The sequence below is a fragment of the Nocardioides alkalitolerans genome (assembly GCA_038184435.1).
GTDB classification, from domain to species: domain Bacteria; phylum Actinomycetota; class Actinomycetes; order Propionibacteriales; family Nocardioidaceae; genus Nocardioides; species Nocardioides alkalitolerans_A.
This window is the reverse complement of sequence record CP116227.1, coordinates 1,311,126-1,337,501: the sequence shown is the minus strand read 5'-3', so window position 1 is coordinate 1,337,501 and position 26,376 is coordinate 1,311,126. Positions and strand designations below refer to the sequence as shown.

Here is a 26,376-nt window from a genome sequence, read left to right as displayed (position 1 = left end):
GGTCGTCCCCGGGGTCGGGCCCGGGGTCGGCCCGGGTGCGGCCGGGACGTCAGTCGGAACGCCGCGCGAACTGCGGCTCGGCGACGTCGGGCACCGTCGAGGCGATCTCGAGCTGGTCGACCTCGTCGACCTCGACGGTGGCCGCGTTCCCCCGCTGGAAGGTCTGCGTCGGTCCGTCGGGGAAGGACATCGCCCCGTCGAGGGTGCTGGCGGTGCCGATCGCCTCGACGACGTACGGCGGGCTGAGCGGGACCCCGTCGACCTCGATGCCGTCGCCGTCCTGGATCGCCCAGGAGCCGGCGACGAGCCGCACCTGGTCGTTGATCTCGATGGCCTCGGCGCCGGCCGAGCGGAGCTCCTGCACCATGTCGACGATCGCCGAGGCGCGGATCGTGCCGTCGGCCTCCTCGATGGTCACCCGGATGCCCGGCCCGCCGACGGGGACGGTCCCGGCCAGCACCTCCAGCGCGCGCGCCTCGCGACGTGCCTCCTCGATCGCCGCGCTGCGGGCCGTCGTGGAGGAGCGCAGGTCGTCGCGGATGTCCTCGAGGCGGGCGATCTCCGCCTCCGCGCGCTGCGTCGTGCCGGCGAGGCCCGTCAGCAGGTCGATGAGGTCCTGCTCGCGGTAGCCCGAGTAGGTGTCGTCCTCCGCGGTGGTGCGCATCTGCACGACCCCCGCGAAGCCGACGACGGCCAGCAGGACGGCGACGACCACCTGGCTGCGCGACGGGCGTGTGAGGGCGTCCCGGAGGCGAGCGACGCCGGGAGGCCCCATGCGCTCGGCGTCCGGCGTGGGCTCCGGGGTGGGCTCCGGCACGTGCTCAGGCATGGAAGACGTGCCGGCGGATCGCGGCCATGTTGGAGAAGATGCGGATGCCGAGCACGACGATGACGCCGGTCGACAGCTGGCCGCCGACGCCGAGGCGGTCGCCCAGGTAGACGATCACGGCGGCGATGACCACGTTGCTGACGAACGAGACGACGAAGACCTTGTCGTCGAAGATCCCGTCGAGGTAGGCGCGCAGGCCGCCGAACACCGCGTCGAGCGCGGCGACCACGGCGATCGGGAGGTAGGGCTGCAGCGCGAGCGGCACCTCGGGCTCGAGCACGATCCCGAGCACGATGCCGACGAGCAGGCCGAGGGCGGCGATCATGGGGTGGCCTCCGTGGGACGGCTGGACGAGCTGGACGGCGTGGTCGGGCTGGAGAGCGTCGGCGCGTCGGCGCCGAGCGGGAGGGCGTTGCGGAGCACCGGTGTGCTGCCCGCGGGCAGCTCGAGGGCCTCCACGTTGTCGATCTGGACCTGCAACCCGAAGCGCGACACGACGGCGAAGAAGGTCTGACCGTAGACGGTGTCGGCGAAGTCCGCCTGCAGCGACCGCGTGTCGCCGATGGCCGAGACGACGTACGGCGGGGCGAGCGAACGCTGGTTGACCGTGATCGCCGTGCCGGACATGGTGATCGAGGACAGGGCCGTGAGCCGCAGGCCGTTGATGGAGATCGCCTCCGCCCCAACCTCCCAGAGCCCGGTCACGAGCTGGCGCAGGTCGCGGGCCATGACGAGGCTGTCCTCGCCGTCCTCACCGTCGTCGACGACGATGCGGACCCCGGGGCCGGTCACCGCGCTGTAGCCGGTGGCGAGCCGGAGGGCCTCGACCTCGGAGGCCACCGCGTTCTCGTCGCCCAGGGTGCGGTCGTAGGCAGCCTGCAGGTCGGTGGTCTCCTGCGTGAGGTCGGCGATCCGGTCCTGCAGGTCGGCGAGCCGGTCGCGTCCCTCGTTGGCCCGCCCGACCAGCTCGGTGCGCGAGGTCTCGTCGGTCGCCGCCTGGCGCTCGGTCTGCACGGCGGCGGTGGCGACGAGCAGCCCGAACACGCCGACGACGACGGCGGCCGTGCGGCCGATCCGGCGCTCCCGGGGCTGCTCCGGACCGCCGGCCCGCGCGCGCTGCGCCGCCACGTGCGCGTAGTCGCCCTCGAGCGACTGCTGGACGACGCGCTCCAGCAGCGGCAGCGTGATCGGCGACCGGTCGCTCACCGCGCGCCGTCCGTGGGGGGAGCAGTGTCCACACCGGAGTCCTCCGTGCTCCGGGCGGCCACGTCGCGGGAGCCGCGCCTGGCCCGCGGCAACGGCTCGGTGGTGGCGAGCAGGCGGCGTACCTGCCAGGCGTAGAGGAGGCCGGCCCACCAGTAGAGGCCGATGCCCCACACCGCGAAGGCCCACCCGAAGACCAGCGCGAGCGTCGCCACGACCCCGTCGCCCTCGCCGAGCAGGAGGAGCGGGAAGGCGTACAGCAGGTTGAACGTGGCGGCCTTGCCGAGGAAGTGCACGGGCAGGGCGCTGTAGCCCCGGGTGCGGAGGAAGGGCACGAGGCCCCACAGCAGCGCGTCGCGCAGCGGCAGGATGACGACCACCCACCACGGGATGACCTCGCGGAGACCGAGGCCGACGATGACGGCCAGGATGTAGAGCCGGTCGGCGACGGGGTCGAGGATCTCGCCGATGGACGACCGCTGGTCAAGACGACGCGCGAGGTAGCCGTCGAGGAAGTCCGTGATGCCGGAGACCACGAGCACGAGGAGGGCGAGCTCGTCCTCCTCCGGGCCCAGGACCAGCCAGAGGAACAGCGGCACGCCGAGCAGCCGCAGACCCGACAGGACGTTGGGGATCGTCCACACCCTCGCGTCGCGGGTCACCTCGTCTGCCACGGACGGCACCTTAGCCACCGGCGCCCCCGGGTGAGCGGACCGGGCGGTCGGGCCGCCCGTGTCCGCCCGTGTCCGCCCGCGTCAGCCCGACCGCCCGGCTCAGCCCGCCGCCGTGGGCTCGTCGGCGTGGGCGGCGTCGCGGATCTCGCCCACGAGCTCCTCGAGCACGTCCTCCAGGGTGGCCAGGCCGAGCACGCGGCCCTCGTCGTCGACGACGCGCGACATGTGGGCGCCCTTGCGCTGCAGCACCTCGAGCGCGTCGTGGAGCAGGTCGGTCGCGCGCACCCCGGCGAGCGGGCGGATCCACTTGTCGTCCACCACGCGGCCGCGCCGCTCCTCGTCGGTCTCGAGCACGTCCTTGATGTGCAGGTAGCCCACCAGGTCGTCGCCGTCGCGCACCGGGAACCGGCTGAAGCCGGTGGAGGCGCACAGGTCCTCGACGTCGGCCACGGTCGCCCCGCGCGGCACGGTGGCCAGCGAGCCCAGCGGCATGATGACGGCGTCGACGCGCTTCTCGGTGAAGCCCAGGGCGCCGGCGAGGCGGTCGTACTCCCCCGCCTCGATGAGCCCCTCGCCGCGGGACTCCTCGACGAGCGCCGCGACCTCCTCGCGCGTGAAGGTCGAGGACACCTCGTCCTTGGGTTCCACGCGGAGCAGGCGCAGGGTGGTGTTCGCGACCGCGTTGAGCGCGACGATCACCGGCTTCAGCACGAAGACGACGACCATGAGGGGCGGCCCGAGCACGACGGCCGCGCGCTCCGGGGACGCCAGGGCGATGTTCTTCGGGATCATCTCGCCGAGCACGACGTGCAGGTAGACCACCACCGTCAGCGCGATGGCGAAGGAGATCGGGTAGACCAGGCCGTGCGGCACGCCGACGAGCTCGAAGACGGGCTCGAGCAGGTGGGCGACCGCGGGCTCGCCCACGGCACCGAGGCCGACGGAGCAGATGGTGATGCCGAGCTGGGCGCCCGCCATCATCACGGAGACCTGCTCCATCGCGCGCAGCGTCACCTTCGCCCAGCGGGAGCCGCCCTGGGCGATGGGCTCGATCTGGCTGCGGCGCGCCGCGACCAGCGCGAACTCCGCGCCGACGAAGAAGAAGTTGAGGGCCAGGAGCAGCACGGCCACCCCGACCGCGACGTAGTCGTTCACCGCTGCTCCTTCCGGAAGGTGCGGGTGTCCGCGATGCCGCGGTGCTCGCGCTCCTGCTGGCCGTCGGCCGGCCCGCCCGCGTCCGGCTGGTCGTCGAGCAGCCGCAGGCTGACCCGGTCGACGCGCAGCCCGTCCATGTGCTCGACCGTCAGCACGGCCAGCCGCTCGCGCGGCTGCTCGTCGTCGTCGCCCGCGGGGCCGGGGACCGGCACCTCCGCGACGTCGCCGGTGACGGGGATGCGGCCGACCTCGCGCACGACGAGGCCGGCGACCGTGTCGTAGTCCTCGTGCTCGGGGAGCTCGATGCCCGTCACGTCCTCCACCTCGTCGGGGCGCAGCAGCCCGGACAGCGACCAGGTGCCGTCGCGGCGCTGCCGGGCGCGGGAGCCGAGCCGGTCGTGCTCGTCGGCGATGTCGCCCACGATCTCCTCGACGACGTCCTCGAGCGTGACGATGCCGGCCTGCCCGCCGTACTCGTCGACGACGACGGCCATCTGGAACCCGTCGCGCCGCAGCAGGGCGAGCAGCGGGTCGAGCGGCAGGGTCTCCGGCACGAAGCGCGCCGGCGCCATGATGCTGCGGATGCGGGTCGTGGACCGCTCGTGCACCGGGACGCCCACCGCGTGCTTGACGTGCACGGCGCCGACGACGTTCTCCTCGGCGTCCAGCACGGGGAAGCGCGAGTGGCCCGTCGACCGCGCGAGCGCGATCACGGCGCTGACCCGCTCGGTCTGCTCGAGGCTGTCGGTGCGCACCCGCGGGGTCATGATCTCGCCCGCCGTGCGCTCGCCGAACTCGACCGAGCGGCCCATCAGCTCGGCGGTGTCGGGGTCGAGCGTGCCCTGGTCGGCCGACCGCGCGATGAGGGACGCCAGCTCGCGCGACGAGCGCGCCGAGCGGAGCTCCTCCTGCGGCTCGAGGCCGAGACGCCGCACGGCGGAGTTGGCGGAACCGTTGAGCACGCGGATGGGACCCGCCATGACGGCGGTGAAGGCCCGCATGAAGCCCTGGGTGGCCTTGGCGGTGCGCAGCGGGAGGGCGATGGCGAGGTTCTTGGGCACGAGCTCGCCGAAGACCATCGTCAGCGCCGTACCGACGACGAGACCCAGGGTCACCGAGACCGGCGTGACAGCTCCGTCGGGGACGCCGGCGGCGCCGAGGGGTCCGCGCAGGAGCGCGGCGATGGCCGGTTCGGCGAGGAAGCCGACCGCCAGGTTCGTGACCGTGATGCCCACCTGGGCGCCGGAGAGCTGGGTGGAGAGCTGACGCAGGGCCCGCTGCACGCCGGCGGCGCCCACCTCCTCGTCGGCGACGGCACGCTCGACCTGGCCGCGGTCGACCGTCACGAAGGAGAACTCGGCCGCCACGAAGAGCCCGCAGGCCACCACGAGCAGCAACGACACGGCCAGCAGGATCCACTCGGTCACCGCTGTCGCCCCCCGACGTGGTCGTGGTCAGGGGGCGTCGGACTTTCCGCTGCGTCCATCGGTGGGGTCGAACCGTCCTTCGGGATCACGGGGGCGAGGGTGTCGGGCCGGCCCGCCGAGCTGCGGGCGACGCGGGCGATGCTTGGCCAGGGCAACAAGGTACCGGAGGCGTCCGGCGTTGCCCGCCCGCGCCGGGGGCGGCCAGGACTTTCCTCCGGTTTTCCTCAAGGCCGTGCGTGGGCGGCCGATCACGTGCTCACGGAGCGAACCACTCGGGTCCCGCTCGCAGGCCGCCTGGAGGAACCCGTGTCCCCCGCCACCACCGCCCTCGCGTCCTTCACCCCGACCCGGTACGGCGCGGGTGCCCCCCTCGACGCCGAGCAGCGCCACTTCGTGAGCCGCTGGTCCTACGGCTACACCCCCGCCCTGGCCCGGGACGTCCTCACGGCCGGGGGCACGGCCGCCTGGTTCCGCCAGCAGCTGCAGCCGGCCTCGATCCCGGACGCGGCCGCCGAGGCCACGTGGGGCTGGTGGCCGTCGCTGGCCCGCTCGGCCGCCGACCTGTGGAAGCGCCAGGTCGACGAGGTCGAGGGCGGCTGGGAGGTGATGGCCTACTACGGCAGCTGGCTGATGCTGCGGCGCATCACCACCAAGCGCCAGGTGCTCGAGCTGATGACGGAGTTCTGGGAGGGCCACTTCCACGTGCCCGTCAACGGCGACTCCCACTTCGTCTACCGCGTGCCCTACGGCACGACGATCCGCCAGCACGCCCTCGGCACGTTCGCGGACCTGCTCAAGGCGACGATCACCCACCCGGCCATGGGCCTGTTCCTCGACAACGCGGTCTCCACGAAGAGCAAGCCGAACGAGAACCTGGGCCGCGAGCTGCTCGAGCTCCACACCGTGGGACGCGGTGAGTACACGGAGGCGGACGTCAAGGAGTCGGCCCGCATCCTCACGGGCTACCGCGTCGACGTGTGGCGCACGTGGGACGCGTCGTACCGGCCCGCGGACCACTCGACCGGCCCTGTGCGGGTGATGGGGTTCTCCCACGCGAACAGCGACCCCGACGGCCGTGCGGTCACCGCGGCGTACCTCGACTACCTGGCCCGTCACCCGGCGACCGCGCGCCGCATCTGCCGCAAGCTCGCGATCCGCTTCGTGCAGGACGAGCCGTCGACGGCCCTCGTCGAGCACCTCGCGCAGGTCTACCTCGCGAGCGGGACGAGCATCCCCGCCGTGCTGCGGGCGCTCGTCGTGCGTCCCGAGTTCCGGGCCGCGCGGGGCACGAAGATGCGCGACCCCGGGGCGGACGTCGTCGCGACGTACCGCGCCCTCGGGGCGACGTTCGCGAAGCCGACCAGCACGGAGGCCGCCGCGACGCAGATCCTGTGGATCGCCTCCAACCTCGGGCAGCGCCCCTTCGAGTGGGGACGGCCCGACGGCCCGCCGCTCGTCAACAGCGCGTGGAGCTCGACGTCCCGCGCGCTCGCGTCGTTCTCGTTCCACTGGAGCGCCGCCGGTCGGTGGTGGCCGGTCAAGGACATCGCCTACCAGTCCCCCGCCCAGTGGCTCCCCCAGGCGAGCCTGACGTTCGCGCAACTGGTCGACCACCTCTGCGTGCGCATGCTCGGCGTGCCCTCGACGGCCGCGCTCCTGCAGGCGTGCTGCGAGGTCACGAACTACACCCCCACGACCCGCATCACGGCGGACCACGCGCTCGTGAAGTGGGAGTTCCACCGCCTGCTCAGCACGCTGCTCGACTCCCCCCAGCACCTCACGCGATGACCGCGCCGGCCCTCGGAGCCCCCATGACCTCCACCCCTGCCACGACCCCTGCCACCACCCTTGATTCCCCCGACTGCTGCGCCGAGTTCGCGCGCCTCTCCCCGCGCGGTCCGAGCCCCACCCGGCGCGGGCTGCTGCGCGGCGGCCTCGGGGTGGGCGCGCTCGCCGCGTTCACCGCGACCTTCGGCGACGCGGTCGTGAGCGCGGCCCCGGCGCTGGGGTCCAGCACGGCGGCGCCGAACGGCAACGTGCTCGTCGTGCTCTCGCTGCGGGGCGCGGCGGACGGGCTCTCGCTCGTGGTGCCCCACGCCGACCCGGTCTACTACCAGGCCCGCCCGGGCATCGCCGTTGCCGCGTCGACGCTGCTGGCGAAGGACGGGATGTTCGGGCTCCACCCTGAGTTCGCGCCGCTCCTGCCGCTCTGGACGGCGGGCAAGGTCGCCGCCGTGCACGCGACGGGCCTGCCCGCCCCCAACCGCTCCCACTTCTCGGCGATGGAGGAGGTCGAGGACGCGGCACCGGGCAGCACGGTGCGGGAGGGCTGGCTCAACCGCCTCATCGGACGCGACGAGGTGGTCGGGTCCGACGGCCCGCTGCGCGGCGTCGCCGTGGGTGACGGCGTCGTGCCCACCGCGCTGTACGGCGCCGAGCCGGTGCTCGCGATGCGCGACCCCGGATCGGTCCAGCTGGCCGGCGCCGACCAGTGGGACACCTTCGGGGGACGGCGCAGGTCGATCCAGACGCTGTGGGGCGGGTCGTCCGCCCCGCTCGGACCGAGCGTGCGTGACGCGCTGGCCGCGATCGACGACTTCGCGCCGGTGCGCACGGGCGCGTCCGCCCCGGCGAACGGGGCGGTCTACACGAGCTCGAGCCTGGGCAAGGCGCTCTCCTACGCCACGCGGATCGTCCGCGGGCAGATCGGCACCAGCGTCATCACCGTCGACCAGGGCGAGTGGGACATGCACAGCGACCTCGGGACCCTGTCGTGGGGCGCGATGCGGGGCAACGTGAAGGACCTCGCCACCAACCTGGCGGCCTTCTTCAAGGACCTCGGGACGCTCGGTGACAAGGTCACCCTGGTCGCGCTCAGCGAGTTCGGCCGCCGCGTGCGCGAGAACGCCAACTACGGGCTCGACCACGGCTACGGCAACGTCATGTTCCTGGCCGGGGCAGGCGTCAAGGGCGGGCGCTACTACGGCTCGTGGCCGGGCCTCACCAACACGGCGGACGCCGACCTCCTCGTCACGACCGACTACCGCAGCGTGCTGGCCGAGGTGGTCTCCAAGCGCTTCGGGGCCAGCACCGCGGAGGTCTTCCCGGGCTTCTCCCCGACGCGCATCGGGGTGCTCTGAGGCGGTGCGCCACGTCGTACCGCCAGGCTCTCACCGTCGCGACGCGACGTAGCAGGCGACCGCGCTCGCCGCGGCGACGTTCAGCGAGTCGATGCCGCGGTGCATGGGGATGATCGCGCGCCGGTCGGCGGTCTCCTGCCAGCGCGGCGAGATGCCGTGGCCCTCCGAGCCGAGCACGAGGGCGATCTTGTCGACGCCCCGCACGGCGTCCTCGAGGTCGACGGCGTCGTCGGCGAGGGTCAGCGCGACGGTGGTGAACCCGTACGACGCGAGCCGCGGCAGCGCGTCGTACCAGTCCGGCAGGCGGGTCCACGGGAGCGAGAAGACGGCGCCCATGGCGACCTTGACGGCCCGGCGGTAGAGCGGGTCGGCGCAGCGCGGGGCGAGGAGCACGGCGTCGAAGCCGAGGGCTGCGCCGCTGCGGAGCACCGCTCCGACGTTGGTGTGGTCGACAATCTCCTCCAGCACGAGCACCGAGCGGGCGCCCGTCAGCACGTCGTCGAGGGACGGCAGCGGCCGGCGCTCCAGCGACGCGAGCGCGCCGCGGTGCACGTGGAACCCGGTGACCTCCTCGGCCAGCTGCTCCGAGAGCACGAAGCAGGGCGCGTCGGTCGTGGCCAGCACGTCGGCGAGCCCGTCGAGCCAGCGGGGCGCCATGAGGAACGACCGGGGCGTGTAGCCCGCCTCGACCGCGCGTCGCACGACCTTCTCCCCCTCGGCGAGGAAGAGCCCGTGCTCGGCCTCGACGTGCTTGCGGAGGGTGACGTCGCGCAGGTCGCGGTAGTCCGCGAGGCGCGGGTCGTCCGCCTGCGCGACCTCGACGAAGGTCGCCATCAGGGCGTCGGGGCGTGCGCGCCGTAGCGGTCCGGGTTGGCGACCGCGACGACCTCGCCGACCACGATGATGGCGGGCGGCCGGACCCCGGACGTCGCGATGTCGTCGGCCAGGGTGGCCAGGGTGCTGAGCACGGTGCGCTGCTCGGGCATGGTGCCCTCGGCGACCACGGCGACGGGGGTGTCGGCCGGGCGACCGCCCTCGACGAGCGCCGTGGCGATGGCGCCGGCGTTGGCGACGGCCATGAGCAGCACGAGCGTGCCGCGCAGCCGGGCCAGCGCGTCCCAGGCGACGAGGGAGTCGGGATGGCCCGGTGGGATGTGCCCGGAGATCACGGTGAACTCGTGGGCGACACCGCGGTGCGTGACGGGGATCCCGGCGACGCCGGGCACCGAGATCGACGACGACAGGCCGGGGATGATCGTGACCGGCACGCCCGCGGCCTCGCACGCCTGGATCTCCTCGTAGCCGCGGCCGAAGACGAAGTTGTCGCCCCCCTTGAAGCGCACGACGCGCTTGCCCTCGCGGGCCCGGGCCACGATAACGTCGTTGATGGCCTCCTGGCTGGCGGCGCGGCCACGCGGCAGCTTGGCGACGTCGACGAGCTCGACGTGGGGGGCCAGCTCGTCGAGCAGCTCGCGCGGCGCGAGGCGGTCGGCGACCACGACGTCGGCCGACGCGAGCGCCTGGCGCGCGGCGACGGTGACGAGACCGGGGTCACCGGGGCCGCCGCCGACGAGCACGACGCCCGGGCTGTGGTCGGTCGCGCCGGTGCTGATCCGGCCGTCCACGAGGGCGCCGACGATCGCGTCCCGCAGGGCCGCCGAACGGCGGGGCTCGCGGTTGCCGAGCACGGCGACGGTCACGCCGCCGTGACGACCGGTGGCCGGCGTCCAGGCCGAGGCCTCGCGGGCGTCGTCGGCGCGCACGCAGAAGATGCGGCGCTCGTCAGCGGCCTGCACGACGGCGTGGTTGACGCTCGCGTCGTCCGTGGTGGCCAGCGCGTACCACGCCCCGTCGAGGTCGGACGGCTCGAAGCGGCCCTCGCGCCAGGTGATCTCCGCGAGCATGCCCTCCAGCGCCGGCGTCAGCACCGGCGAGACGACGAGCACGTCGGCGCCGGCGGCGATGAGGCCCGCCACCCGGCGCTGGGCCACGTGCCCGCCGCCCACCACCACGACGCGGCGGCCGGTGAGGCGCAGGCCGACGGGGTACGGCGGGTGCTCGGCCAGCTCGTCCAAACGGTCGACGTCGGGGTTGGCCGCGCTGCGGGCGTGGGTGGGGCGGCCGGGCTCCGTGCTCATCAGACCTCCTTGCGGGCCACGCCCGCGGAGTCGAAGGTGGCCATCTCGGCGAGCACCAGCGCGGCGCTCCGCACGAGCGGGAAGGCGAGGGCCGCCCCGCTGCCCTCGCCGAGGCGCAGGTCGAGGTCGACGAGAGGACGCAGGCCGAGGTGGGAGAGGGCCGCGAGGTGGCCGAACTCCGCCGAGCGGTGGCCGGCCAGCAGGTAGCCCGTCACCTCCGGGGCCAGCGCGTGCGCGACGAGAGCCGCGGAGCCGGCGATGAAGCCGTCGAGCAGCACCGGCACGCCGGCTGCGGCGCCGCCGAGGACGAAGCCCGCCAGGGCCGCGTGCTCCAGACCGCCGACGGCCGCGAGGGTCGCGACGGGATCGGTGGCGGGGTCGGACACGGGCGCACCCAGCCGACGCACCGCCTCCTCCACGACACGGGTCTTGAGGGCGAGGGTGGCGTCGTCCACGCCGGTGCCGCGCCCGGTGACCGCTGCCGGGTCGGCGCCCGTGAAGGCCGCGACGAGGCAGGCCGCCGGCGTGGTGTTGCCGATGCCCATGTCACCGGTGAGCAGCAGGTCGTGGCCCCGGTCGACGAGCTCGGTGGCGACGTCGATGCCGACCTGGAGCGCGGCGAGCGCCTCGGCCCGGGTCATCGCGGGCTCGGTGCGCAGGTCGGCGGTGCCGCGCCGTACGTTCCGGTCCCAGACGATCTCGTCCGCCGCGACGGGCGCGGCCACGCCGACGTCCACCACCACGACCTCCGCGCCGCAGGCGCGGGCGAGCACGTTGACGGCAGCGCCACCCGCGCGGAAGTTCTCGACCATCCCGAGCGTGACCTCGGCGGGCCAGGGCGAGACGCCCTGCGCCAGCACGCCGTGGTCCCCCGCGAAGACCGCCACCACCGGACGCTCGGGCGCGGGCGGCGGGCAGGCGCCAGCGATGGCGGCGAGCTGCACCGAGACGTCCTCCAGCACGCCGAGGGCGCCGGCGGGCTTCGTCAGCTGGGCCTGTCGCTCGAGCGCCGCCGCGCGGGCGGCGGGGTCGGGCGGGGCGATGCGGTCGAGCGTCTCGTCGAGGGTCGGCACGGCGGGCATTCTTCCCTGTCCGCGCTTCCGTCGACCTCCTAGGGTCGAGGCATGAACCTCGACCGCCCGGTGAGCCCGGACCCGTACACGCTGCTGCCCGCCGTCCCGTCGTTCACGGTGACGAGCACCGACGTCACCGACGGTGCGCCCCTGAAGGACGACCAGGTCGCCGCCCACGGCAACACCTCGCCCCAGCTGAGCTGGAGCGGGGCGCCGGAGGGCACGAAGTCCTACGTCGTCACCTGCTTCGACCCCGACGCCCCCACGCCGAGCGGCTTCTGGCACTGGGTGCTCGTCGACCTCCCCGCCTCCGTGACGTCGCTCGACACGGGCGCCGCGGCGGGCTCGCTGCCCGGGGGCGCCTTCCACGTGCGCAACGACGGCGGCGAGCACGGCTTCATGGGCGCCGCCCCGCCCGAGGGCGACCAGGTGCACCGCTACTACTTCGTCGTGCACGCCGTGGGCGAGGAGACGCTGGGCGTCGACGAGTCGGCGAGCCCCGCGGTCGTGTCGTTCAACCTCGCGTTCAAGACCCTCGGCCGCGCCGTCCTCCACGGGACCTACCAGCACTGAGGGTCGGCCGGGGCCGACACTTTCCCCGGCTAGCCGGGGAACACGCCGCTTTGACCATCAAATTTGATGGTCAAAGCGGCGTGTTGATGCTTCAAGTGCCCCCGTACGCCGCGTCCTGGCCCGCGTGTCCTCCCCAGGTGGCGACGGAGATCGGTCCGTCCCCAGGCGAGCCGTTAGCAGTTGCTCCGCGGAGGATGCACCCAACCGACCGCTTTGACCATCAAGATTGATGGTCAAAGCGGTCGGTTCCCCGGTCAGCCGGGGAACCGACCGCCGACCCTCAGAGACCCTCGCCGCGCAGCAGCGCCTCGAAGGGCACGACGTCGCCGAACTCCTCGTCGGCGGCGGGCAGCGCGGTCGATCGCCGGCGGGCGGCCGTCGGAGCGCCGGCCACCAGCGCTGCGAGCTCGCCCGCGGCGCGGTGGACCCGGGCCGCGAGCTGGGTGTCGCCCCCGAAGTCCTCGGTGGCGGCGAAGACGCCGGTCGGCACCGTGACGGCCCGCAGGTAGGCGAAGAGCGGCCGCAGGGCGTGCTCGATCACGAGCGAGTGCCGCGCCGTCCCGGCGGTGGCGGCGAGCAGCACCGGCTTGCCGGCGAGCGTCTCCGGCTCGAGCACGTCGAAGAAGGTCTTGAACAGACCCGAGTACGACGCGCTGAAGACCGGTGTCACCACGATGAGCCCGTCGGCCCGTGCCACGTCGCCGATGGCCTCGGCGAGCCCGCCGGTGGCGAAGCCCGTCAGGAGGTGGTCGGTCAGGGCGTGCGCGACGTCGCGCAGCTCGACGACGTCCACCACGACGTCCTCGCCGAGCGCCGCGACGGTCGCGTCGGCGAGCTGGTCGGCCAGGAGCCGGGTGCTCGACGGCTGGGAGAGCCCGGCCGTCACCACCGCGATCCGGCGCGTCACGCCCCCACCTCCACGGCGTCCTCGGCGCGGGCGCCGGTGACGTCGTCGGCGGCGTGCACCGTCGTGTCGCGGGCCCCTCCGGCGGCGGCGACGAGCGAGGCGTGCGTCGGCGCGTCGGGGACGTGGGCCGGGCGACCCTCGGCGAAGCCCTTGCGCATCTCGGGCAGGATCTCGCCGAGCAGGTCGAGCTGCTCGAGCACCGTCTTCAGCGGCAGACCGGCGTGGTCGATGAGGAACAGCTGCCGCTGGTAGTGCCCCGCGTAGTCGCGGAACGACAGGGTCCGCTCCAGCACCTGCTGCGGCGAGCCGACGGTCAGCGGGGTCTGCGACGTGAAGTCCTCGAGCGACGGGCCGTGGCCGTAGACGGGCGCGTTGTCGAAGTAGGGGCGGAACTCCCGCACGGCGTCCTGGCTGTTGCGGCGCATGAAGAACTGCCCGCCGAGGCCGACGATGGCCTCGTCCGCCGTGCCGTGGCCGTAGTGCTCGAACCGACGACGGTAGAGCGCCACCATCTGCCGCGTGTGCGACGCCGGCCAGAAGATGTGGTTGTGGAAGAAGCCGTCGCCGTAGTAGGCCGCCTGCTCGGCGATCTCGGGGCTCCGGATCGAGCCGTGCCACACGAAGGGCGCGACGCCGTCGAGCGGCCGCGGCGTCGAGGTGTAGCCCTGCAGCGGCGTGCGGTGCTTGCCCTGCCAGTCGACGACGTCCTCGCGCCACAGGCGCCGCAGCAGGGCGTAGTTCTCGATCGCGAGCTCGATGCCCTTGCGGATGTCCTTGCCGAACCACGGGTAGACGGGACCGGTGTTGCCGCGGCCCATCATGAGGTCGACCCGGCCGTCGGTGAGGTGCTGGATCTTGGCGTAGTCCTCCGCGATCAGCACCGGGTCCGTCGTCGTGATGAGGGTCGTCGCCGTGGAGAGGATCAGCCGCTCCGTCTGGGCCCCGATGTAGGCCAGCGTCGCCGTCGGGTTGGAGGAGATGAACGGCGGGTTGTGGTGCTCCCCCGTCGCGAACACGTCCAGGCCGACCTCCTCCGCCTTCCGGGCGATCGCGACGGTCGCCTTGATGCGCTCGTGCTCGCTCGGGGTGCGGCCCGTCGTCGGGTCCGCCGTCACGTCACCGACGCTGAAGATGCCGATCTGCATGTCGCTCACTCGCTCCTCGTGTAGTTGAAAGTGAAACTATCACGTCAACCGGGTCCGATCCAGGTTTGTTCCCGGATCAGTCCCGGACCACCAGGAGCACGGCGCGGTCGTCGTCGCCGCGGCTCACGCGCGCGATGATCCGGCCGGCGGCGCCACGGAAACCGTCGGCCACCTCGCGGGCGGCGGTTGCCTGCAGCCACGCGATGCCGGCGTCGAGGTCCGCGTCGCGCGACTCGACGACGCCGTCCGTGTAGAAGAGCAGGGCCTCCCCCGACCGGAGCGCCCCGCGGCTCTCGACGAGCTCCGGGCGCGGGACGATGCCCAGCGCCGTGCCGCGGGCGTTGTCGACCAACCAACGTCCGGCCCCCTCGTCGTACCGCAGCGCCGGCGGGTGCCCCGCGCTGACGATGCTGTAGGAGCCGGTCTCCAGGTCGACCCGCACGTGCACCGCGGTGGCGAACGAGTCGTCGTCGCCGCGGCGCAGCAGGAAGTCGTTGGCGGCGCCCATGAGGGCGACCGGGGGCAGGGCACCCAGGAGCCCACCGAGTGCACCCGCGAGCTGCAACGCCTGCGTGCCCGCACCCACGCCCTTGCCGCAGACGTCGACGAGGATCATCTCGAGGTGCCGGCCGTCGCCCGTCGTGTCGGCCACGAGGAAGTCGCCCGCGTAGGCGACGCCGTACGCGGGGCGGTTCGCCGACTCGGCCGACCACCCGGCGGGCAGCGGCGGCACCACGCTCTGCGACTGCAGCCGGTCACGCAGGTCCACGAGCATCGCCTCGCTGACGACGGTGGGCAGCCCGGTGCGCTGGCGGCGGGCGTGGACGAGCACGAGGGCCGACGCGATCAAGAGGGCCACCAGCGCCGAGATGCGGGGCGGGGTGAACTCGCCCGCCGCCAGGACGGCCGTGAACCCCAGGACCGCGCACACCGTCGCGAACAGCGCCAGCGGCCAGAAGCGCAGGAGCATCATGCCGAGGATGAGCCACACCAGGTAGGCCGTGACCGGCATGAGGCCGTAGTCCCAGACGGACACCGCGAAGCAGAGGACGACGCCGATCACCAGCAGGTCGAGCACCCAGCGCTGTCCGCTCGCCGACCCCGTGCGCCAGCGTCCGACGCGGTCGGCGAGGTAGGCCGCGGCGTCCGAGCGCAGCCGCGTGGTGGTGCTCACCGCCGAAGCGTACGGCCTGCGCACCGCCCGCCCGCGGTGGATGGTGAGATGACCCCATGAGCCAGCCCGACGTGCTCGGACCGCCGTACACGGCCGAGACGATCCCGCTCCGCCCCGACGACGAGGGCGAGGTCGTCGCCACGCTCGTCCACCGGCCCACTGTCGGCCCGTCCCGCGGTGCCGTGCTCCACGTCCACGGTTTCTGCGACTACTTCTTCCACACCGAGTACGGCGCGTGGTGGGCCGAGCGGGGCTACGACGTCTACGCGCTCGACCTGCGCAAGTACGGCCGGTCGATCCTGCCCCACCAGACCCCCACCTACGTCGACGACCTCGCCGCGTACGACGAGGAGCTGGACGCTGCCTGGCAGCGCATCACCGAGCGCGACGGCCACGAGCGCGTGCTGCTCTCGGGCCACAGCACCGGGGGGCTCGTCGTCGCGCTGTGGGCGCACGACCGCGCGCCGTCGGGCCTCGTCGGGCTCGTGCTCAACTCCCCCTGGTTCGACCTGCGGGGCTCCTTCCTCGCCCGCACCGTGGGCACGCTGGCCATCGACGTGCTGGGCGCCCGCTTCCCCCGCCGCGTGCTGCCGCGCAACGTCAGCGGCCTCTACGGCCGCAGCCTCCACCGCGACCACGAGGGCGAGTTCGACTACGACCTGCAGTGGAAGCCGCTGGAGTCGGTGCCGGTGCAGCTGGGCTGGCTCCGCGCCGTACGGCGTGCGCACGCGCGCCTGCACCGCGGCCTGGCGGTCGGGGTGCCCGTGCTGGTGCTGTCCTCGGACCGCACCACCGCGCCGACCGAGATGGGCGAGGACGTGCTGTCGAGCGACGTCGTCCTCGACGTCCAGCAGATCCGGCGCTGGGCGCCCTACGTCGGGGCGCGGCACCTGACGCTGGCGACCGTGCCCGGCGCGCTCCACGACGTGATCCTGTCCCGACGGCCCGCCCGGGCGCTCGCGTACGACGAGCTGGGACGCTGGCTGCGGAGCCGGATCGACGAGGAATGACCCCCGCGCGCCGTTTGGGGCGCTCCCGGGGTGGGCAGGTCCGCGGCGCGACTGGCCGCCGCCGATACGGTGGTGGCCACCGCAGCAGCCACCCCGTCGAAGGAGAGCCCTCGTGAGCTACAACCAGCCCCCGCCGCCCGGTGGGTACGGCGCCCCCCAGCCCGGCGCGTACGGCGCGCCCCAGCCCCGCCCGGCCGAGCTGATGGACCGCTTCGTGGCGCGCCTCATCGACGGCATCCTGCTGGCGATCGTCAACATCGTCATCGTCGGGCTGCTGCTCGTCGGCCTGTTCGTCGGGTCGGGGGCCAGCGACGGCACCGTGTTCATCGGCAACGTCGTCAGCACCGTGCTCGGCGTCGCCATCTCGCTCGGCTACTACGCGTTCTTCGAGACCACGTCGGGCCAGACGCTGGGCAAGAAGGTCATGAAGCTCAAGGTGGTGGGCCCGGCCGGCGCCCCGGTGACGCTCGAGCAGTCGCTCAAGCGCAACGCCTTCTACGCGCTGAACCTGATCGGCATCATCCCGGTCATCGGCTTCCTGGGCGGCCTGCTGGTCTTCGCGGCGTACATCTTCATCGCCGTCACGATCAACCAGGACAAGCAGCTCCGCCAGGGCTTCCACGACAAGCTCGCCAACGAGACCTACGTCATGAAGCTCGGCTGACGTCAGCACCGTGAACGCCGAGGGGCCCCTGCCGATCACCGGCAGGGGCCCCTCGTGCGTCGGGCGTCAGCCGGCCAGGAAGACCCCGAGCGCGACGACGCCGACCACCACGATGATCCCGCGGAGCACGCCGTCGGGCAGGCGACGCCCGTACCGTGCCCCGACCTGGGCGCCGACGACGGCGCCGATGCCGACGAGCAGGACGACGAGCCAGTCGACGTCGACGAAGACGGCGAACAGCACGCCGGCGATGCCGTTGACGAGGGCGACGAGCAGGTTCTTCATGGCGTTGAGCCGCTGGAGCGTCTCGTCGAGGCCGATCCCGAGGAAGGCCATCATGATGATGCCCTGGGCAGCGCCGAAGTAGCCGCCGTAGACCCCGCACAGCGCGATGACCGGCCAGAGCCACCACGGTCCGTGCGCGGGGCGCTCCCCCAGGCCCCGCTCCTCGCGACGGCGGGCGATGGCCGCCGAGATCCGGGGACCGGTGACGACCAGCACCAGGCCGAGCACGATGAGCACCGGGACGATCGCGGCGAACGCGCCGTCCGGCAGGGCGAACAGCAGGACCGCGCCGAGGACGCCGCCGAGCGCGGAGGCGCTGGCGAAGCGCAGGATCCGGGCGCGCTGGCCGGCCAGCTCGCGGCGGTAGCCCCACGCCCCCGACAGCGACCCGGGCACGAGACCGATCGTGTTCGAGGCGTTGGCCACGATCGGCGGCACGCCGAACGCCAGCAGCGTCGGGAACGTGACGAGGGTGCCCGAGCCGACCACCGTGTTGATGGCGCCCGCCGCTCCCCCGGCGGCGAGGATCGCCGCCATCTCCGCCCAGGAGGGGTCGAAGCCGCTCACCAGGTGCTCACGCGGCTCAGGCCTGGCGGCGCGAGCGCCGGCGGGCCGACCAGCGACCGTCCTCGAGGCGGACGGTGAGCGGGGTGTCGAACGTGGCCGAGAGGTTCGCCTCGGTGAGGGTCTCCGCGATCGGTCCGGCCGCGGTCACGCGGCCCTCGCGGAGCAGCAGGGCGTGCGTGAAGCCCGGCGGGATCTCCTCGACGTGGTGGGACACCAGCACCGTCGCGGGCGAGTCCGGGTCGTAGGCGAGCACCGACAGCGTGCTCACGAGGTCCTCGCGGCCGCCGAGATCGAGGCCGGCGCCCGGCTCGTCGAGCAGGAGGAGCTCGGGGTCGGTCATGAGCGACCGCGCGATCTGGACGCGCTTGCGCTCGCCCTCGCTGAGCGTGCCGAAGGTGCGGTCGGCGAGGTGCTCGACGCTCATCTCCCGCAGCAGCGCGTCGGCGCGGGCGTGGTCGGGCTCGTCGTAGGACTCCTTCCACCGCCCGACCACGGCGTACGCCGCGGTGAGCACCAGGTCGCGGACCGTCTCCCCGCGGGGGATCCGCTCGGCGACGGCAGCGCTGGCCACACCGATCCGGGGCCGCAGCTCGAAGACGTCCACGGTGCCGAGGAGCTCGCCGAGCAGACCGACGGCGCCCGAGGTGGGGTGCAGCTGCGCGGCGGCGATCTGGAGGAGCGTGGTCTTCCCGGCCCCGTTGGGGCCGAGCAGCACCCAGCGTTCTCCCTCGGAGACCACCCAGGTGACCCGGTCGAGCAGGACCGCGTCCCCCCGTCGGACCGTCACGTCGGCGAGCTCGAGCACAGCGGTCATGAGCGGCACCCTATCGAGGTCGGGCGCCGGGCCCGCGCCGTACCCTCGCCCCGTGGAATCCCAGCCCGTCTCCCTCACCCTCGCGTGGTGGGGCACCGCCTGGCTGCGCGGGTACGTCGCGGCCGACGACCTCCTCGACGCCCTCGGCGAGCACGCGGTGCGCCACGTCGTGGCCCCGGCGCAGGGCGGCCCGTCGACCAGCCTCCTCGAGGCCCTCGGCCTCCTGCGCAGCGCGGGCGCCCAGGAGATCGGTGCCGCCTTCCCCGTGGCGGGCGACCTCGTCGGCCTCGGGGGCCCGGCGGCCTTCAACGCGGCGGCGCTCGACGCCGGCGAGGCGGTCGTGGCAGCTGCGGTCGGCGTCGGGTGGACGCCGGCCGGCGTCGGTGCCGCGGTCGAGTGGACCGCCCACGGCGTCGCCCGGCGACCGCTGCCCGACGTGGGCGACGCGGACCGCGGCCTGCGGTCGGCGTTGGTGGAAGCCGCCGACGGGCTCGCCCGGCTCGACGTCGCCCGTTGGCAGCCGGAGGTCGCCGACGAGCTCCTCGACCTGCGGCGGGTGGGCAGCGACCTCGAGGCGCCGCCCGGCGTGCCCGCCCGCTGCGTGGACCTCGCCGGCCGCGCGCTGCGCCTGCAGCGCGTCGCGACACTGGCCGGGCAGAGCGACGGCGCCGCCGTCACCGCGTTCGAGATCGACGCCCGCCGCGACGCCGTCCAGGGACTGGCCCGTGCCGCCCGCCACGCACTCACCGCCGCGGCGTCACCCGAGGTCTGGCCGCCCGCCTGACGCTGGACGCGTGACCGACCTCCACGAGCGGTAGCCTCGCCCCCGATGAGCGCTCCCGCCGACCCCAGCCAGCCCCGTCCCACGGACGGCGGTCCCGCCCACCCCGAGCCCCACGCCTCGCCCCGCCCCTCGCCGGGGGCGGCGTTCCCCGCCGGAGCTCCCGGGGCCGAGCGGACCCTCCTCCTGACCGTCACGGGCAAGGACCGTCCCGGTGTCACCACGTCGATGCTGAGCGTGCTCGCGCGGGCGGGCGTCGACGTGCTCGACGTCGAGCAGATCGTGCTGCGCGGGCGCCTCGTGCTCGGCCTCCTGGTCACCGCGCCCGAGGCCCCCGCCGACGTCGACCGGCTCCGCGACGACGTCACCCGCGCCGCCACCGAGGTCGGCATGCAGGTCGAGGTCGAGCAGGGCACCGGCGACAACCACAGCCGTGGCGCCGGCCGGGTGCACGTGTCCGTCATCGGCGCACCGCTGCGCGCCGAGGCGCTCGGCGAGATCACGGGCCGCATCGCCGACGCGGGCGCCAACATCGACCGCATCGAGCGGATGGCGCGCTACCCCGTGACCGCCATCGACCTCCACGTCTCGGGCGCCGACCCCGAGCGGCTGCGGCTCTCGCTCGCGGCGGAGGCGGCCCGCCAGGGCGTGGACGTCGCCGTCCAGCCGGCCAACCTCCTGCGCCGGAGCATGCGGCTCATCGTCATGGACGTGGACTCCACGCTCATCCAGGGCGAGGTCATCGAGATGCTGGCCGCCCACGCCGGCTGCGAGGACGAGGTCGCGGCGGTCACCGAGGCCGCCATGCGCGGCGAGATCGACTTCGAGGAGTCCCTGCGCCAGCGCGTGGCGCGTCTCGCGGGCGTCGAGGCGACCGCGCTCGACGAGGTCTACGCAGGCATCCGCCTGGCCCCGGGTGCACGCACCATGGTGCGCACCCTGAAGCGGCTCGGCTACCGCTTCGCGATCGTCTCGGGCGGCTTCAGCCAGATCACCGACCGGCTGGCCGCCGACCTCGGCATCGACTTCGCCCGGGCGAACGAGCTGGAGATCGTCGACGGCCGGCTCACCGGACGCATCGTGGGCCCGGTCGTCGACCGGGCGGGCAAGGCGACGGCGCTGCGGCAGTTCGCCGCCGAGGTGGGCATCCCGGTCGAGTCCGTCATCGCCGTCGGCGACGGCGCCAACGACCTCGACATGCTCGGCGCCGCCGGTCTCGGGATCGCGTTCAACGCCAAGCCCGCCGTGCGGGAGGCCGCCGAGGTCGCCGTCAACGTGCCCTACCTCGACACGATCATCTACCTGCTCGGCATCTCGCGCGAGGACGTCGAGGCCGCCGACGCGGCCGCCGGCCTCGTGACCCCCGCGCCGGTCGCGGGCTGAACCGCGGGCCGAACCGCGGGATGAACCGCGCCGTACCGGCCGGTCAGGGGCGCGGCGGCCGGAAGTCGACGAGGCGGGCGAGGCCCCACCCGAGCTCGCGCCACGGCACGGGCACCGCGAGCACGGTGACCGCCGCCGGCAGATAGCCCTGCGCCATCCGCAGGGCGGCGCGCTCGCTGCCCCGCCCGTCGTGCAGCAGGTGCGCGAGGGAGGCGACCGTGGGGTTGTGGCCCACCAGCAGCAGGGTGCCGACGCGCGCGTCCGTCGCGCGCACGAGGTCGAGGGCCGACTCCGGCCCGGCGCTGTAGAGCGCGGGCGCGTGCTCGACGGGCACGTCGAGGAGGTCGGCGGCGGCCGCCAGCTCCTCCCAGGTACGCCGCGTGCGACGCGCGTCCGAGACCAGGGCGCGGTCGGGCAGGTGGCCCTCCGTGCGCAGCCAGCGGCCCACGCCGGCGGCCTCGGCGCGACCCTGGTCGGTCAGGTCCCGCTCGTGGTCGCTGGCGGCCGCGCCCGTGGCGCTCCCGTGCCGCAGGACGACGAGGCGGCGGACGCCTGGGGGGGCCGCCACGGGCTCCGAGTCGCTCACGGGGACCAATGTCCCACCGCGGTCCACGTCGTGTCCGCCCAACCCGCCGATCGGCCGTGCGGGCCTGGGCCGATGGGCTACGCTGAGCGCGCTCTCATGGGAGGGAGGCTCAGCCTCCCGGGGCACCATGCCGGCAGCCCCGACTGGGAGGGAGGGGCTGCACCAGGTGTGGTGCCCCGCACCCGTGGGTGCGGGGCCGCTCTCCTCCGGTCGAGCTCGGGCCCCGCTCAGGCCCCCATGGCGTGGAAGCCGCCGTCGACGTGCACGATCTCGCCCGTGGTCGCGGGGAAGAAGTCCGAGAGCAGCGCCACGACGGCCTTGGCGGTCGGCACCTGGTCGCCGTTGTCCCACCCGAGGGGCGCACGGTCCTCCCAGGTCTGCTCCAGCCGCTCGAAGCCGGGGATCGCCTTGGCGGCCAGCGTCTTCAGCGGGCCCGCCGACACGAGGTTCACGCGGATGCCCTCGGGGCCGAGGTCGCGCGCCAGGTAGCGCGACGCCGACTCGAGGCCGGCCTTGGCCACGCCCATCCAGTCGTAGGCCGGCCACGCCACGGTCGCGTCGAAGGTGAGCCCCACGATCGACGAGCCCGGGGAGAGGAGCGGCCGGGTCGCGGTCGCGAGCGACTTCAGCGAGTACGCCGAGACCTGGACCGCCTGCGCCACGTCGTCCCACGGGCCGTCGAGGAACTTGCCGCCGAGCAGCGTCTCGGGGTTGCCGTACGCGATGGAGTGCACGACGCCGTCGAGGCCGTCGACGTGCTCGCGCACCTGGGCCTCGAGACCCGCGAGGTGCTCGGGGTCGGTCACGTCGAGCTCCAGCACCGGCGGCTCGACGGGGAGCCGCTTCGCGATGCGCCGCGTGATGCCGAGCGCGCGACCGAAGTTGGAGATGAGGACGGTCGCGCCCTGCTCCTGCGCCACCTTGGCCGTGGCGAACCCGATGGACGAGTCCATCGTGACGCCGGCGACCAGGATGCGCTTGCCCTCGAGGATGCCCATGTGTGCGTGCCCTTCTGTCTGCGGTGCGGTGTCGTGCGGTGTCGTGAGGTGCGGTCGTGCCAGGGGTCGTGCGGGTGGGTCAGTGACCCATGCCGAGGCCGCCGTCGACGGGGATGACGGCGCCGGTGACGTAGGCCGCCTGCTCGCTCGCCAACCACGTCACCGCGCCCGCGACCTCCTCGGGGCGGGCGTAGCGGCCGAGGGGCACCTGGGTCTTGATGGCGGCGCGCTGCTCGTCGCTGAGCGCCTCGGTCATGTCGGTCTCGACGAAGCCGGGGGCCACCACGTTGGCGGTGATGGAGCGGCTGCCCAGCTCGCGGGCGATCGAGCGGGCCATGCCGACCAGGCCCGACTTCGAGGCCGCGTAGTTGACCTGGCCGGCGGAGCCCAGCAGCCCGACGACGGACGAGACCAGCACGATCCGGCCGCGGCGCTGCTTGAGCATGCCCTTGGCGGCGCGGCGCACGAGGCGGTAGGAGCCCGTCAGGTTGGTGTCGATGACCGACGACCAGTCCTCGTCGCTCATGCGCAGCAGCAGCGTGTCCTTGGTGATGCCGGCGTTCGCCACGAGCACCTCGACGGGGCCGAGCTCGGCCTCGACGGTGGCGAAGGCCGCGTCGACCTGCGCGGCGTCGGTGATGTCGCAGCGCACGTCGAGGGCACCCTCGGGAGCGCCGCCGTTGCGGGTCGTCACGGCGACGCGGTCGCCCTGGGCGAGGAACGCCTCGGCGATGGCGCGGCCGATGCCGCGGTTTCCGCCGGTGACGAGGACGATGCGCCCGGGGGCGCCGTTCTGGGCAGAGTCGGTCACGTGCCGTGACGCTAGTGCTTACCCGGAAGTAGACGAAAACCTCCCGGCCGCACCGCGAGGCGCGACCGGGAGGTCCGGGGGTGCGGACGGGCGCTGCGGGCGCCCGCGGGTCACTCGTCCTCGAGCCGGAAGCCCACCTTGAGCGACACCTGGAAGTGGTCGACCTGCCCGTCCTTGACGTGGCCGCGGACCTGCGTGACCTCGAACCAGTCGAGGTGGCGGAGCGTCTTGCCCGCGCGCTCGATGCCGTTGCGGATGGCCTGGTCCACGCCCTCCGGGGAGGTCCCGACGATCTCGGAGATGCGGTAGGTGCGGTCCGTCATGCGTGCTCCTCAGGGCTGTGCGATCGGCGCGGACAGGTCACACCGCGTCCGCTGGTGTCGTGATGCTACCGACGTACGCTGGGGTGCATGCCGTCGCTCCGCCGTACCTCGTCCAAGGACGAGCCCGTGCGCATCACCACGGCGCAGACCGCCCCCGACGAGAGCCTCGACAGCCGTCAACGGCGCTACATCTTCGCGATGGCCGTGCGCACGCTCTGCGTCGTGGGTGCGTACGCCGTGGGTCCGGGCTGGCTGCGGTGGGTGCTGCTCTCCGGTGCGGTGTTCCTGCCCTGGTTCGCCGTCGTCGCCGCCAACGTCACCTCGCAACGCTCCGACGGCTTCGAGGTCGAGGCGGTGGACGCCCCCGCGCTGCCCGCGGGCGGACAGGCCATCCACATCGAGGCCGGTGACTGGGTGACGCGCGAGGAGCGCGACCCGGCGTGAGCATCTTCGCCGGGCTGGGCGGCGGACCCGAGGGTGCCGCCGGGGAGGACGGGGCGCCGCCCCTGTGCTCGTCGCGCGGCTGCCGGGCGCCCGCCGTCTGGGCCCACCGCTGGAACAACCCGCGGCTGCACACGCCGGAGCGTCGCAAGGTGTGGCTCGCCTGCGACGAGCACCGGGCGACGCTCGCCGACTTCCTCGGCTCGCGCGGGTTCCTGCGCGACACCGTCGCCGTGGGCGACCTGGGCCCCGAGGACGGCTGACCACCGGCCCCCGGGCTGGTGGCGAGGACGCGGCCGTCAGCCCCCGATGGCCGACATGGGTCGCGCCGGCTGGAGGAACGCCGGGTCGTCAATCCCGTGCCCGGGAGCCTTGGGCCACATCGCCCGGCGCCACAGGTCGGCGATCGTCGCGTCGGTGGCGCCGTCGCGGAGCGCTCCGCGCAGGTCCGACTCGCCGCGGGCGAAGAGGCAGTTGCGCACCTGGCCGTCGGCCGTCAGCCGCACGCGGTCGCAGTCACCGCAGAACGGTCGGGTGACGGAGGCGATGACCCCCACCCGCCCGCGGAGCCCGTTCCCGGCGTCGACGACGAAGCGCTCGGCCGGGGCGCTCCCCCGGACCTCCTCGTCGGGGCGCACGTCGAAGGCCGCCTCGAGGGCGGCGAGGATCTCGTCGGCCGTCACCATCGTGTCCCGCGACCAGCCGTGCTGCGCGTCCAGCGGCATCTGCTCGATGAAGCGCAGCTCGTGCCCGGCGGCCAGCGCCCACCGCACCAGCTCGGGCGCCTCCCCGTCGTTGACCCCGCGGAGCAGGACCGCGTTGATCTTGACGGGGCTGAGCCCGGCGGCGGCCGCGGCCTCGATGCCGGCGAGCGCGTCGTGCAGCCGGTCGCGGCGCGTGAGCGCGGCGTAGGACTCCGGTCGGACGCTGTCGAGGCTGACGTTGACCCGGGTCAGGCCGGCGGCGGCCAGCGCGGGCGCCGTGCGGGCGAGGCCCAGGGCGTTGGTGGTGAGCGAGAGCTCGAGGGCAGGAGCCGCCCGGTGGACCCGGCCGACGATGTCGACGAGGCCGCGGCGCACCAGCGGCTCGCCGCCCGTGAACCGCACCTCCCGCACCCCCAGGTGCTCCGCGGCGATCGTCACGAGACGGACGACCTCGTCGTCGGTGAGCACGTCCTCCCCCGGCAGCCACTCGAGGCCCTCGGGCGGCATGCAGTACGAGCAGCGGAGGTTGCAGCGGTCGGTGAGGGAGACCCGCAGGTCCGTCGCCACCCGACCGTGCCGGTCCACGAGCCCGCGCTCCGACCCCGGGCGCGCGTGCGCCACGGGGGTCGGCAGGTCGACGACGTCGGTCATGCACCCCAGGATAGGCGCCTGCCGGGCGGCGCGACGTCGGCGAGTAGCCTCTCCGGGTGGGCTCCTTCCGCTTCCTGCTCTCCCGGCGCTGGATCCTCTTCGGCATCACGGTCGTCCTGCTGACCTACGTCGCGTACCTCCTCGGCCAGTGGCAGTTCCACCGCCTCGACGACCGCCGCGAGCGCAACGCGATCGTCGAGCGCAACGAGGGCCGCACCGTCGACGTCAGCCAGATCATGACGACCGGCGGCGACGTGGAGGCCGAGGACGAGTGGACCGCCGTGACGGCGACGGGCACCTACGACGTGGAGAACACGGTCGTCGTGCGCTACCGCACCCGCGACGGTCAGCCGGGCGCCGACGTCGTCGTCCCCCTGCGGCTCGACGACGGCACCAGCGTGCTCGTGGACCGCGGCTGGATGGCGACCGAGAACTCCGGCGACCTCGCGGGCTCCGACCCCGAGGCGCTGCCGGCCCCGCCGAGCGGTGAGGTGGAGGTCGTCGGCTACGCCCGGAGCGACGCCGAGGGGCGCAGCACCGAGGTCACGGACACGCAGTCCACCCGCGCGATCTCGTCCGACGCCATCGGGGAGGCGCTGGACCTCGACCTCCTCGGGGGGTTCGTCGACCTCGCCGAGGAGACGCCCGCGGCGACGGACCCGCTGCTGCCGCCCCCGCTCCCCGAGCTCGACGAGGGCCCGCACTTCTTCTACGGCCTGCAGTGGTGGTTCTTCGGCGCACTGGCGGTCTTCGGGTTCTTCTACCTCATGTACGACGAGGTCCGCGGCGGCCCGGCCCGCCGGGACCGGTTGCGGGCGGAGAAGCGCGCCCGCATCGAGCGCCAGGAGGTGCTCCAGGCCGAGGCCCAGGCCCGCATCCGCGCCGAGCGCGAGGCGAGCCGCCGCGGCTGAGCCCGCCCC

29 protein-coding genes are annotated in these 26,376 nt (G+C 74.0%); 10 read left to right on the top strand and 19 right to left on the bottom strand.

What is annotated here, in order from left to right; translation table 11 throughout:
* Positions 1-49 precede the first annotated feature (49 nt).
* The 6 genes from PIR53_06450 to PIR53_06425 form a co-directional block, all read right to left on the bottom strand.
* Positions 50-829, bottom strand: coding sequence for a DUF881 domain-containing protein (locus tag PIR53_06450; GenBank protein ID WZH53629.1), 780 nt, complete (start codon positions 827-829; stop codon positions 50-52).
* A complete protein-coding gene (locus PIR53_06445) occupies positions 822-1,154 on the bottom strand; it encodes a small basic family protein (GenBank protein ID WZH53628.1) in 333 nt (110 codons plus the stop codon). Before PIR53_06445 ends, PIR53_06450 begins: the two co-directional genes overlap by 8 nt.
* The gene (locus PIR53_06440) at positions 1,151-2,035 is read right to left on the bottom strand and encodes a DUF881 domain-containing protein (GenBank protein ID WZH53627.1); all 885 of its coding nucleotides are present in this window, start codon (positions 2,033-2,035) and stop codon (positions 1,151-1,153) included. Before PIR53_06440 ends, PIR53_06445 begins: the two co-directional genes overlap by 4 nt.
* A complete protein-coding gene (locus tag PIR53_06435) occupies positions 2,032-2,706 on the bottom strand; it encodes a CDP-alcohol phosphatidyltransferase family protein (GenBank protein WZH53626.1) in 675 nt (224 codons plus the stop codon). Before PIR53_06435 ends, PIR53_06440 begins: the two co-directional genes overlap by 4 nt.
* A gap of 99 nt (positions 2,707-2,805) precedes the next feature.
* Positions 2,806-3,861 carry a hemolysin family protein gene (locus PIR53_06430; GenBank protein ID WZH53625.1) on the bottom strand — a complete coding sequence of 352 codons (1,056 nt, stop codon included), beginning with the start codon at positions 3,859-3,861 and terminating at the stop codon, positions 2,806-2,808.
* Positions 3,858-5,288 carry a hemolysin family protein gene (locus PIR53_06425; protein WZH53624.1) on the bottom strand — a complete coding sequence of 477 codons (1,431 nt, stop codon included), beginning with the start codon at positions 5,286-5,288 and terminating at the stop codon, positions 3,858-3,860. The genes PIR53_06430 and PIR53_06425 overlap by 4 nt, the downstream gene beginning before the upstream one ends.
* A 306-nt stretch (positions 5,289-5,594) precedes the next feature.
* Here PIR53_06425 and PIR53_06420 point away from each other — a divergent pair, with 306 nt between their 5' ends.
* Both PIR53_06420 and PIR53_06415 read left to right on the top strand, forming a co-directional pair.
* Positions 5,595-7,076 (top strand): DUF1800 domain-containing protein, encoded by a 1,482-nt coding sequence (locus tag PIR53_06420; protein WZH53623.1) that lies wholly within the window; start codon positions 5,595-5,597, stop codon positions 7,074-7,076.
* 23 nt (positions 7,077-7,099) lie between these two features.
* Positions 7,100-8,428, top strand: a complete 1,329-nt coding sequence (locus PIR53_06415) for a DUF1501 domain-containing protein (GenBank protein WZH53622.1) — start codon at positions 7,100-7,102, stop codon at positions 8,426-8,428.
* 30 nt (positions 8,429-8,458) lie between these two features.
* Here the strand turns inward: PIR53_06415 and PIR53_06410 are convergent, their stop codons facing one another.
* Genes PIR53_06410 through cobT form a run of 3 tightly spaced genes read right to left on the bottom strand, consistent with a single transcriptional unit; the run spans position 8,459 to position 11,639 of the window.
* Positions 8,459-9,262, bottom strand: coding sequence for an RNA methyltransferase (locus PIR53_06410; protein ID WZH53621.1), 804 nt, complete (start codon positions 9,260-9,262; stop codon positions 8,459-8,461).
* The gene (cobA, locus tag PIR53_06405; GenBank protein WZH53620.1) at positions 9,262-10,566 is read right to left on the bottom strand and encodes a uroporphyrinogen-III C-methyltransferase; all 1,305 of its coding nucleotides are present in this window, start codon (positions 10,564-10,566) and stop codon (positions 9,262-9,264) included. Before cobA ends, PIR53_06410 begins: the two co-directional genes overlap by 1 nt.
* Positions 10,566-11,639, bottom strand: a complete 1,074-nt coding sequence (gene cobT, locus PIR53_06400; GenBank protein WZH53619.1) for a nicotinate-nucleotide--dimethylbenzimidazole phosphoribosyltransferase — start codon at positions 11,637-11,639, stop codon at positions 10,566-10,568. The genes cobA and cobT overlap by 1 nt, the downstream gene beginning before the upstream one ends.
* Positions 11,640-11,690: 51 nt before the next feature.
* Between cobT and PIR53_06395 the strand changes: the two genes are divergently transcribed.
* Positions 11,691-12,212, top strand: a complete 522-nt coding sequence (locus PIR53_06395) for a YbhB/YbcL family Raf kinase inhibitor-like protein (GenBank protein WZH53618.1) — start codon at positions 11,691-11,693, stop codon at positions 12,210-12,212.
* A 280-nt stretch (positions 12,213-12,492) separates the two neighbouring features.
* On the opposite strand, the gene PIR53_06390 is transcribed toward PIR53_06395, so the two are convergent.
* From PIR53_06390 to PIR53_06380, 3 genes are all read right to left on the bottom strand, one after another.
* Positions 12,493-13,119, bottom strand: coding sequence for an NAD(P)H-dependent oxidoreductase (locus tag PIR53_06390; protein ID WZH53617.1), 627 nt, complete (start codon positions 13,117-13,119; stop codon positions 12,493-12,495).
* On the bottom strand, positions 13,116-14,264 hold the full coding sequence (locus PIR53_06385) for an LLM class flavin-dependent oxidoreductase (GenBank protein WZH54412.1): 1,149 nt from the start codon (positions 14,262-14,264) through the stop codon (positions 13,116-13,118). Before PIR53_06385 ends, PIR53_06390 begins: the two co-directional genes overlap by 4 nt.
* A gap of 76 nt (positions 14,265-14,340) precedes the next feature.
* Positions 14,341-15,438: a PP2C family protein-serine/threonine phosphatase gene (locus tag PIR53_06380; protein ID WZH53616.1), complete on the bottom strand. Its 1,098-nt coding sequence runs from the start codon at positions 15,436-15,438 to the stop codon at positions 14,341-14,343.
* A 56-nt stretch (positions 15,439-15,494) separates the two neighbouring features.
* On the opposite strand from PIR53_06380, the gene PIR53_06375 reads away from it, so the two are divergent.
* Both PIR53_06375 and PIR53_06370 read left to right on the top strand, forming a co-directional pair.
* Positions 15,495-16,448 carry an alpha/beta hydrolase gene (locus tag PIR53_06375; protein WZH53615.1) on the top strand — a complete coding sequence of 318 codons (954 nt, stop codon included), beginning with the start codon at positions 15,495-15,497 and terminating at the stop codon, positions 16,446-16,448.
* A 112-nt stretch (positions 16,449-16,560) separates the two neighbouring features.
* A complete protein-coding gene (locus PIR53_06370; protein ID WZH53614.1) occupies positions 16,561-17,112 on the top strand; it encodes an RDD family protein in 552 nt (183 codons plus the stop codon).
* A gap of 66 nt (positions 17,113-17,178) precedes the next feature.
* On the opposite strand, the gene PIR53_06365 is transcribed toward PIR53_06370, so the two are convergent.
* Both PIR53_06365 and PIR53_06360 read right to left on the bottom strand, forming a co-directional pair.
* Positions 17,179-17,934, bottom strand: a complete 756-nt coding sequence (locus PIR53_06365; protein ID WZH54411.1) for a sulfite exporter TauE/SafE family protein — start codon at positions 17,932-17,934, stop codon at positions 17,179-17,181.
* A gap of 46 nt (positions 17,935-17,980) precedes the next feature.
* The gene (locus tag PIR53_06360) at positions 17,981-18,778 is read right to left on the bottom strand and encodes an ABC transporter ATP-binding protein (GenBank protein WZH53613.1); all 798 of its coding nucleotides are present in this window, start codon (positions 18,776-18,778) and stop codon (positions 17,981-17,983) included.
* A 52-nt stretch (positions 18,779-18,830) separates the two neighbouring features.
* On the opposite strand from PIR53_06360, the gene PIR53_06355 reads away from it, so the two are divergent.
* Positions 18,831-19,562, top strand: a complete 732-nt coding sequence (locus tag PIR53_06355; GenBank protein ID WZH53612.1) for a hypothetical protein — start codon at positions 18,831-18,833, stop codon at positions 19,560-19,562.
* Between the two features lie 45 nt (positions 19,563-19,607).
* Positions 19,608-20,942, top strand: coding sequence for a phosphoserine phosphatase SerB (gene serB, locus PIR53_06350; GenBank protein WZH53611.1), 1,335 nt, complete (start codon positions 19,608-19,610; stop codon positions 20,940-20,942).
* Between the two features lie 43 nt (positions 20,943-20,985).
* Here the strand turns inward: serB and PIR53_06345 are convergent, their stop codons facing one another.
* From PIR53_06345 to PIR53_06330, 4 genes are all read right to left on the bottom strand, one after another.
* Positions 20,986-21,528: a histidine phosphatase family protein gene (locus PIR53_06345; GenBank protein ID WZH53610.1), complete on the bottom strand. Its 543-nt coding sequence runs from the start codon at positions 21,526-21,528 to the stop codon at positions 20,986-20,988.
* A gap of 227 nt (positions 21,529-21,755) precedes the next feature.
* Entirely contained in the window at positions 21,756-22,526 is a 771-nt protein-coding gene (gene fabI, locus PIR53_06340; protein WZH53609.1) for an enoyl-ACP reductase FabI, read from the bottom strand.
* A 79-nt stretch (positions 22,527-22,605) separates the two neighbouring features.
* Complete coding sequence (gene fabG, locus PIR53_06335; GenBank protein WZH53608.1) at positions 22,606-23,337, bottom strand: 3-oxoacyl-[acyl-carrier-protein] reductase; 732 nt, start codon at positions 23,335-23,337, stop codon at positions 22,606-22,608.
* A gap of 110 nt (positions 23,338-23,447) precedes the next feature.
* Positions 23,448-23,660 carry a dodecin family protein gene (locus PIR53_06330; protein WZH53607.1) on the bottom strand — a complete coding sequence of 71 codons (213 nt, stop codon included), beginning with the start codon at positions 23,658-23,660 and terminating at the stop codon, positions 23,448-23,450.
* Between the two features lie 87 nt (positions 23,661-23,747).
* Here PIR53_06330 and PIR53_06325 point away from each other — a divergent pair, with 87 nt between their 5' ends.
* A complete protein-coding gene (locus tag PIR53_06325; protein ID WZH53606.1) occupies positions 23,748-24,104 on the top strand; it encodes a DUF3099 domain-containing protein in 357 nt (118 codons plus the stop codon).
* 14 nt (positions 24,105-24,118) lie between these two features.
* Complete coding sequence (locus PIR53_06320; GenBank protein WZH54410.1) at positions 24,119-24,364, top strand: hypothetical protein; 246 nt, start codon at positions 24,119-24,121, stop codon at positions 24,362-24,364.
* 36 nt (positions 24,365-24,400) lie between these two features.
* Here PIR53_06320 and moaA read toward each other — a convergent pair whose 3' ends face one another.
* Entirely contained in the window at positions 24,401-25,456 is a 1,056-nt protein-coding gene (moaA, locus tag PIR53_06315) for a GTP 3',8-cyclase MoaA (GenBank protein ID WZH53605.1), read from the bottom strand.
* 56 nt (positions 25,457-25,512) lie between these two features.
* Here moaA and PIR53_06310 point away from each other — a divergent pair, with 56 nt between their 5' ends.
* Positions 25,513-26,367 (top strand): SURF1 family protein, encoded by an 855-nt coding sequence (locus PIR53_06310; GenBank protein WZH53604.1) that lies wholly within the window; start codon positions 25,513-25,515, stop codon positions 26,365-26,367.
* Positions 26,368-26,376 lie beyond the last annotated feature (9 nt).

Excerpts from the sequence above, each read along its gene's own strand:
- PIR53_06450 (WZH53629.1), bottom strand. The coding sequence starts at position 829 with ATGCCTGAGCACGTGCCGGAGCCCACCCCGGAGCCCACGCCGGACGCC.
- PIR53_06445 (WZH53628.1), bottom strand. The coding sequence starts at position 1,154 with ATGATCGCCGCCCTCGGCCTGCTCGTCGGCATCGTGCTCGGGATCGTG.
- PIR53_06415 (WZH53622.1), top strand. The coding sequence starts at position 7,100 with ATGACCTCCACCCCTGCCACGACCCCTGCCACCACCCTTGATTCCCCC.
- PIR53_06410 (WZH53621.1), bottom strand. The coding sequence starts at position 9,262 with ATGGCGACCTTCGTCGAGGTCGCGCAGGCGGACGACCCGCGCCTCGCG.
- cobA (WZH53620.1), bottom strand. The coding sequence starts at position 10,566 with ATGAGCACGGAGCCCGGCCGCCCCACCCACGCCCGCAGCGCGGCCAAC.
- PIR53_06395 (WZH53618.1), top strand. The coding sequence starts at position 11,691 with ATGAACCTCGACCGCCCGGTGAGCCCGGACCCGTACACGCTGCTGCCC.
- PIR53_06385 (WZH54412.1), bottom strand. The coding sequence starts at position 14,264 with ATGCAGATCGGCATCTTCAGCGTCGGTGACGTGACGGCGGACCCGACG.
- PIR53_06375 (WZH53615.1), top strand. The coding sequence starts at position 15,495 with ATGAGCCAGCCCGACGTGCTCGGACCGCCGTACACGGCCGAGACGATC.
- PIR53_06365 (WZH54411.1), bottom strand. The coding sequence starts at position 17,934 with ATGGCGGCGATCCTCGCCGCCGGGGGAGCGGCGGGCGCCATCAACACG.
- PIR53_06360 (WZH53613.1), bottom strand. The coding sequence starts at position 18,778 with ATGACCGCTGTGCTCGAGCTCGCCGACGTGACGGTCCGACGGGGGGAC.
- serB (WZH53611.1), top strand. The coding sequence starts at position 19,608 with ATGAGCGCTCCCGCCGACCCCAGCCAGCCCCGTCCCACGGACGGCGGT.
- fabI (WZH53609.1), bottom strand. The coding sequence starts at position 22,526 with ATGGGCATCCTCGAGGGCAAGCGCATCCTGGTCGCCGGCGTCACGATG.
- PIR53_06330 (WZH53607.1), bottom strand. The coding sequence starts at position 23,660 with ATGACGGACCGCACCTACCGCATCTCCGAGATCGTCGGGACCTCCCCG.
- PIR53_06325 (WZH53606.1), top strand. The coding sequence starts at position 23,748 with ATGCCGTCGCTCCGCCGTACCTCGTCCAAGGACGAGCCCGTGCGCATC.
- moaA (WZH53605.1), bottom strand. The coding sequence starts at position 25,456 with ATGACCGACGTCGTCGACCTGCCGACCCCCGTGGCGCACGCGCGCCCG.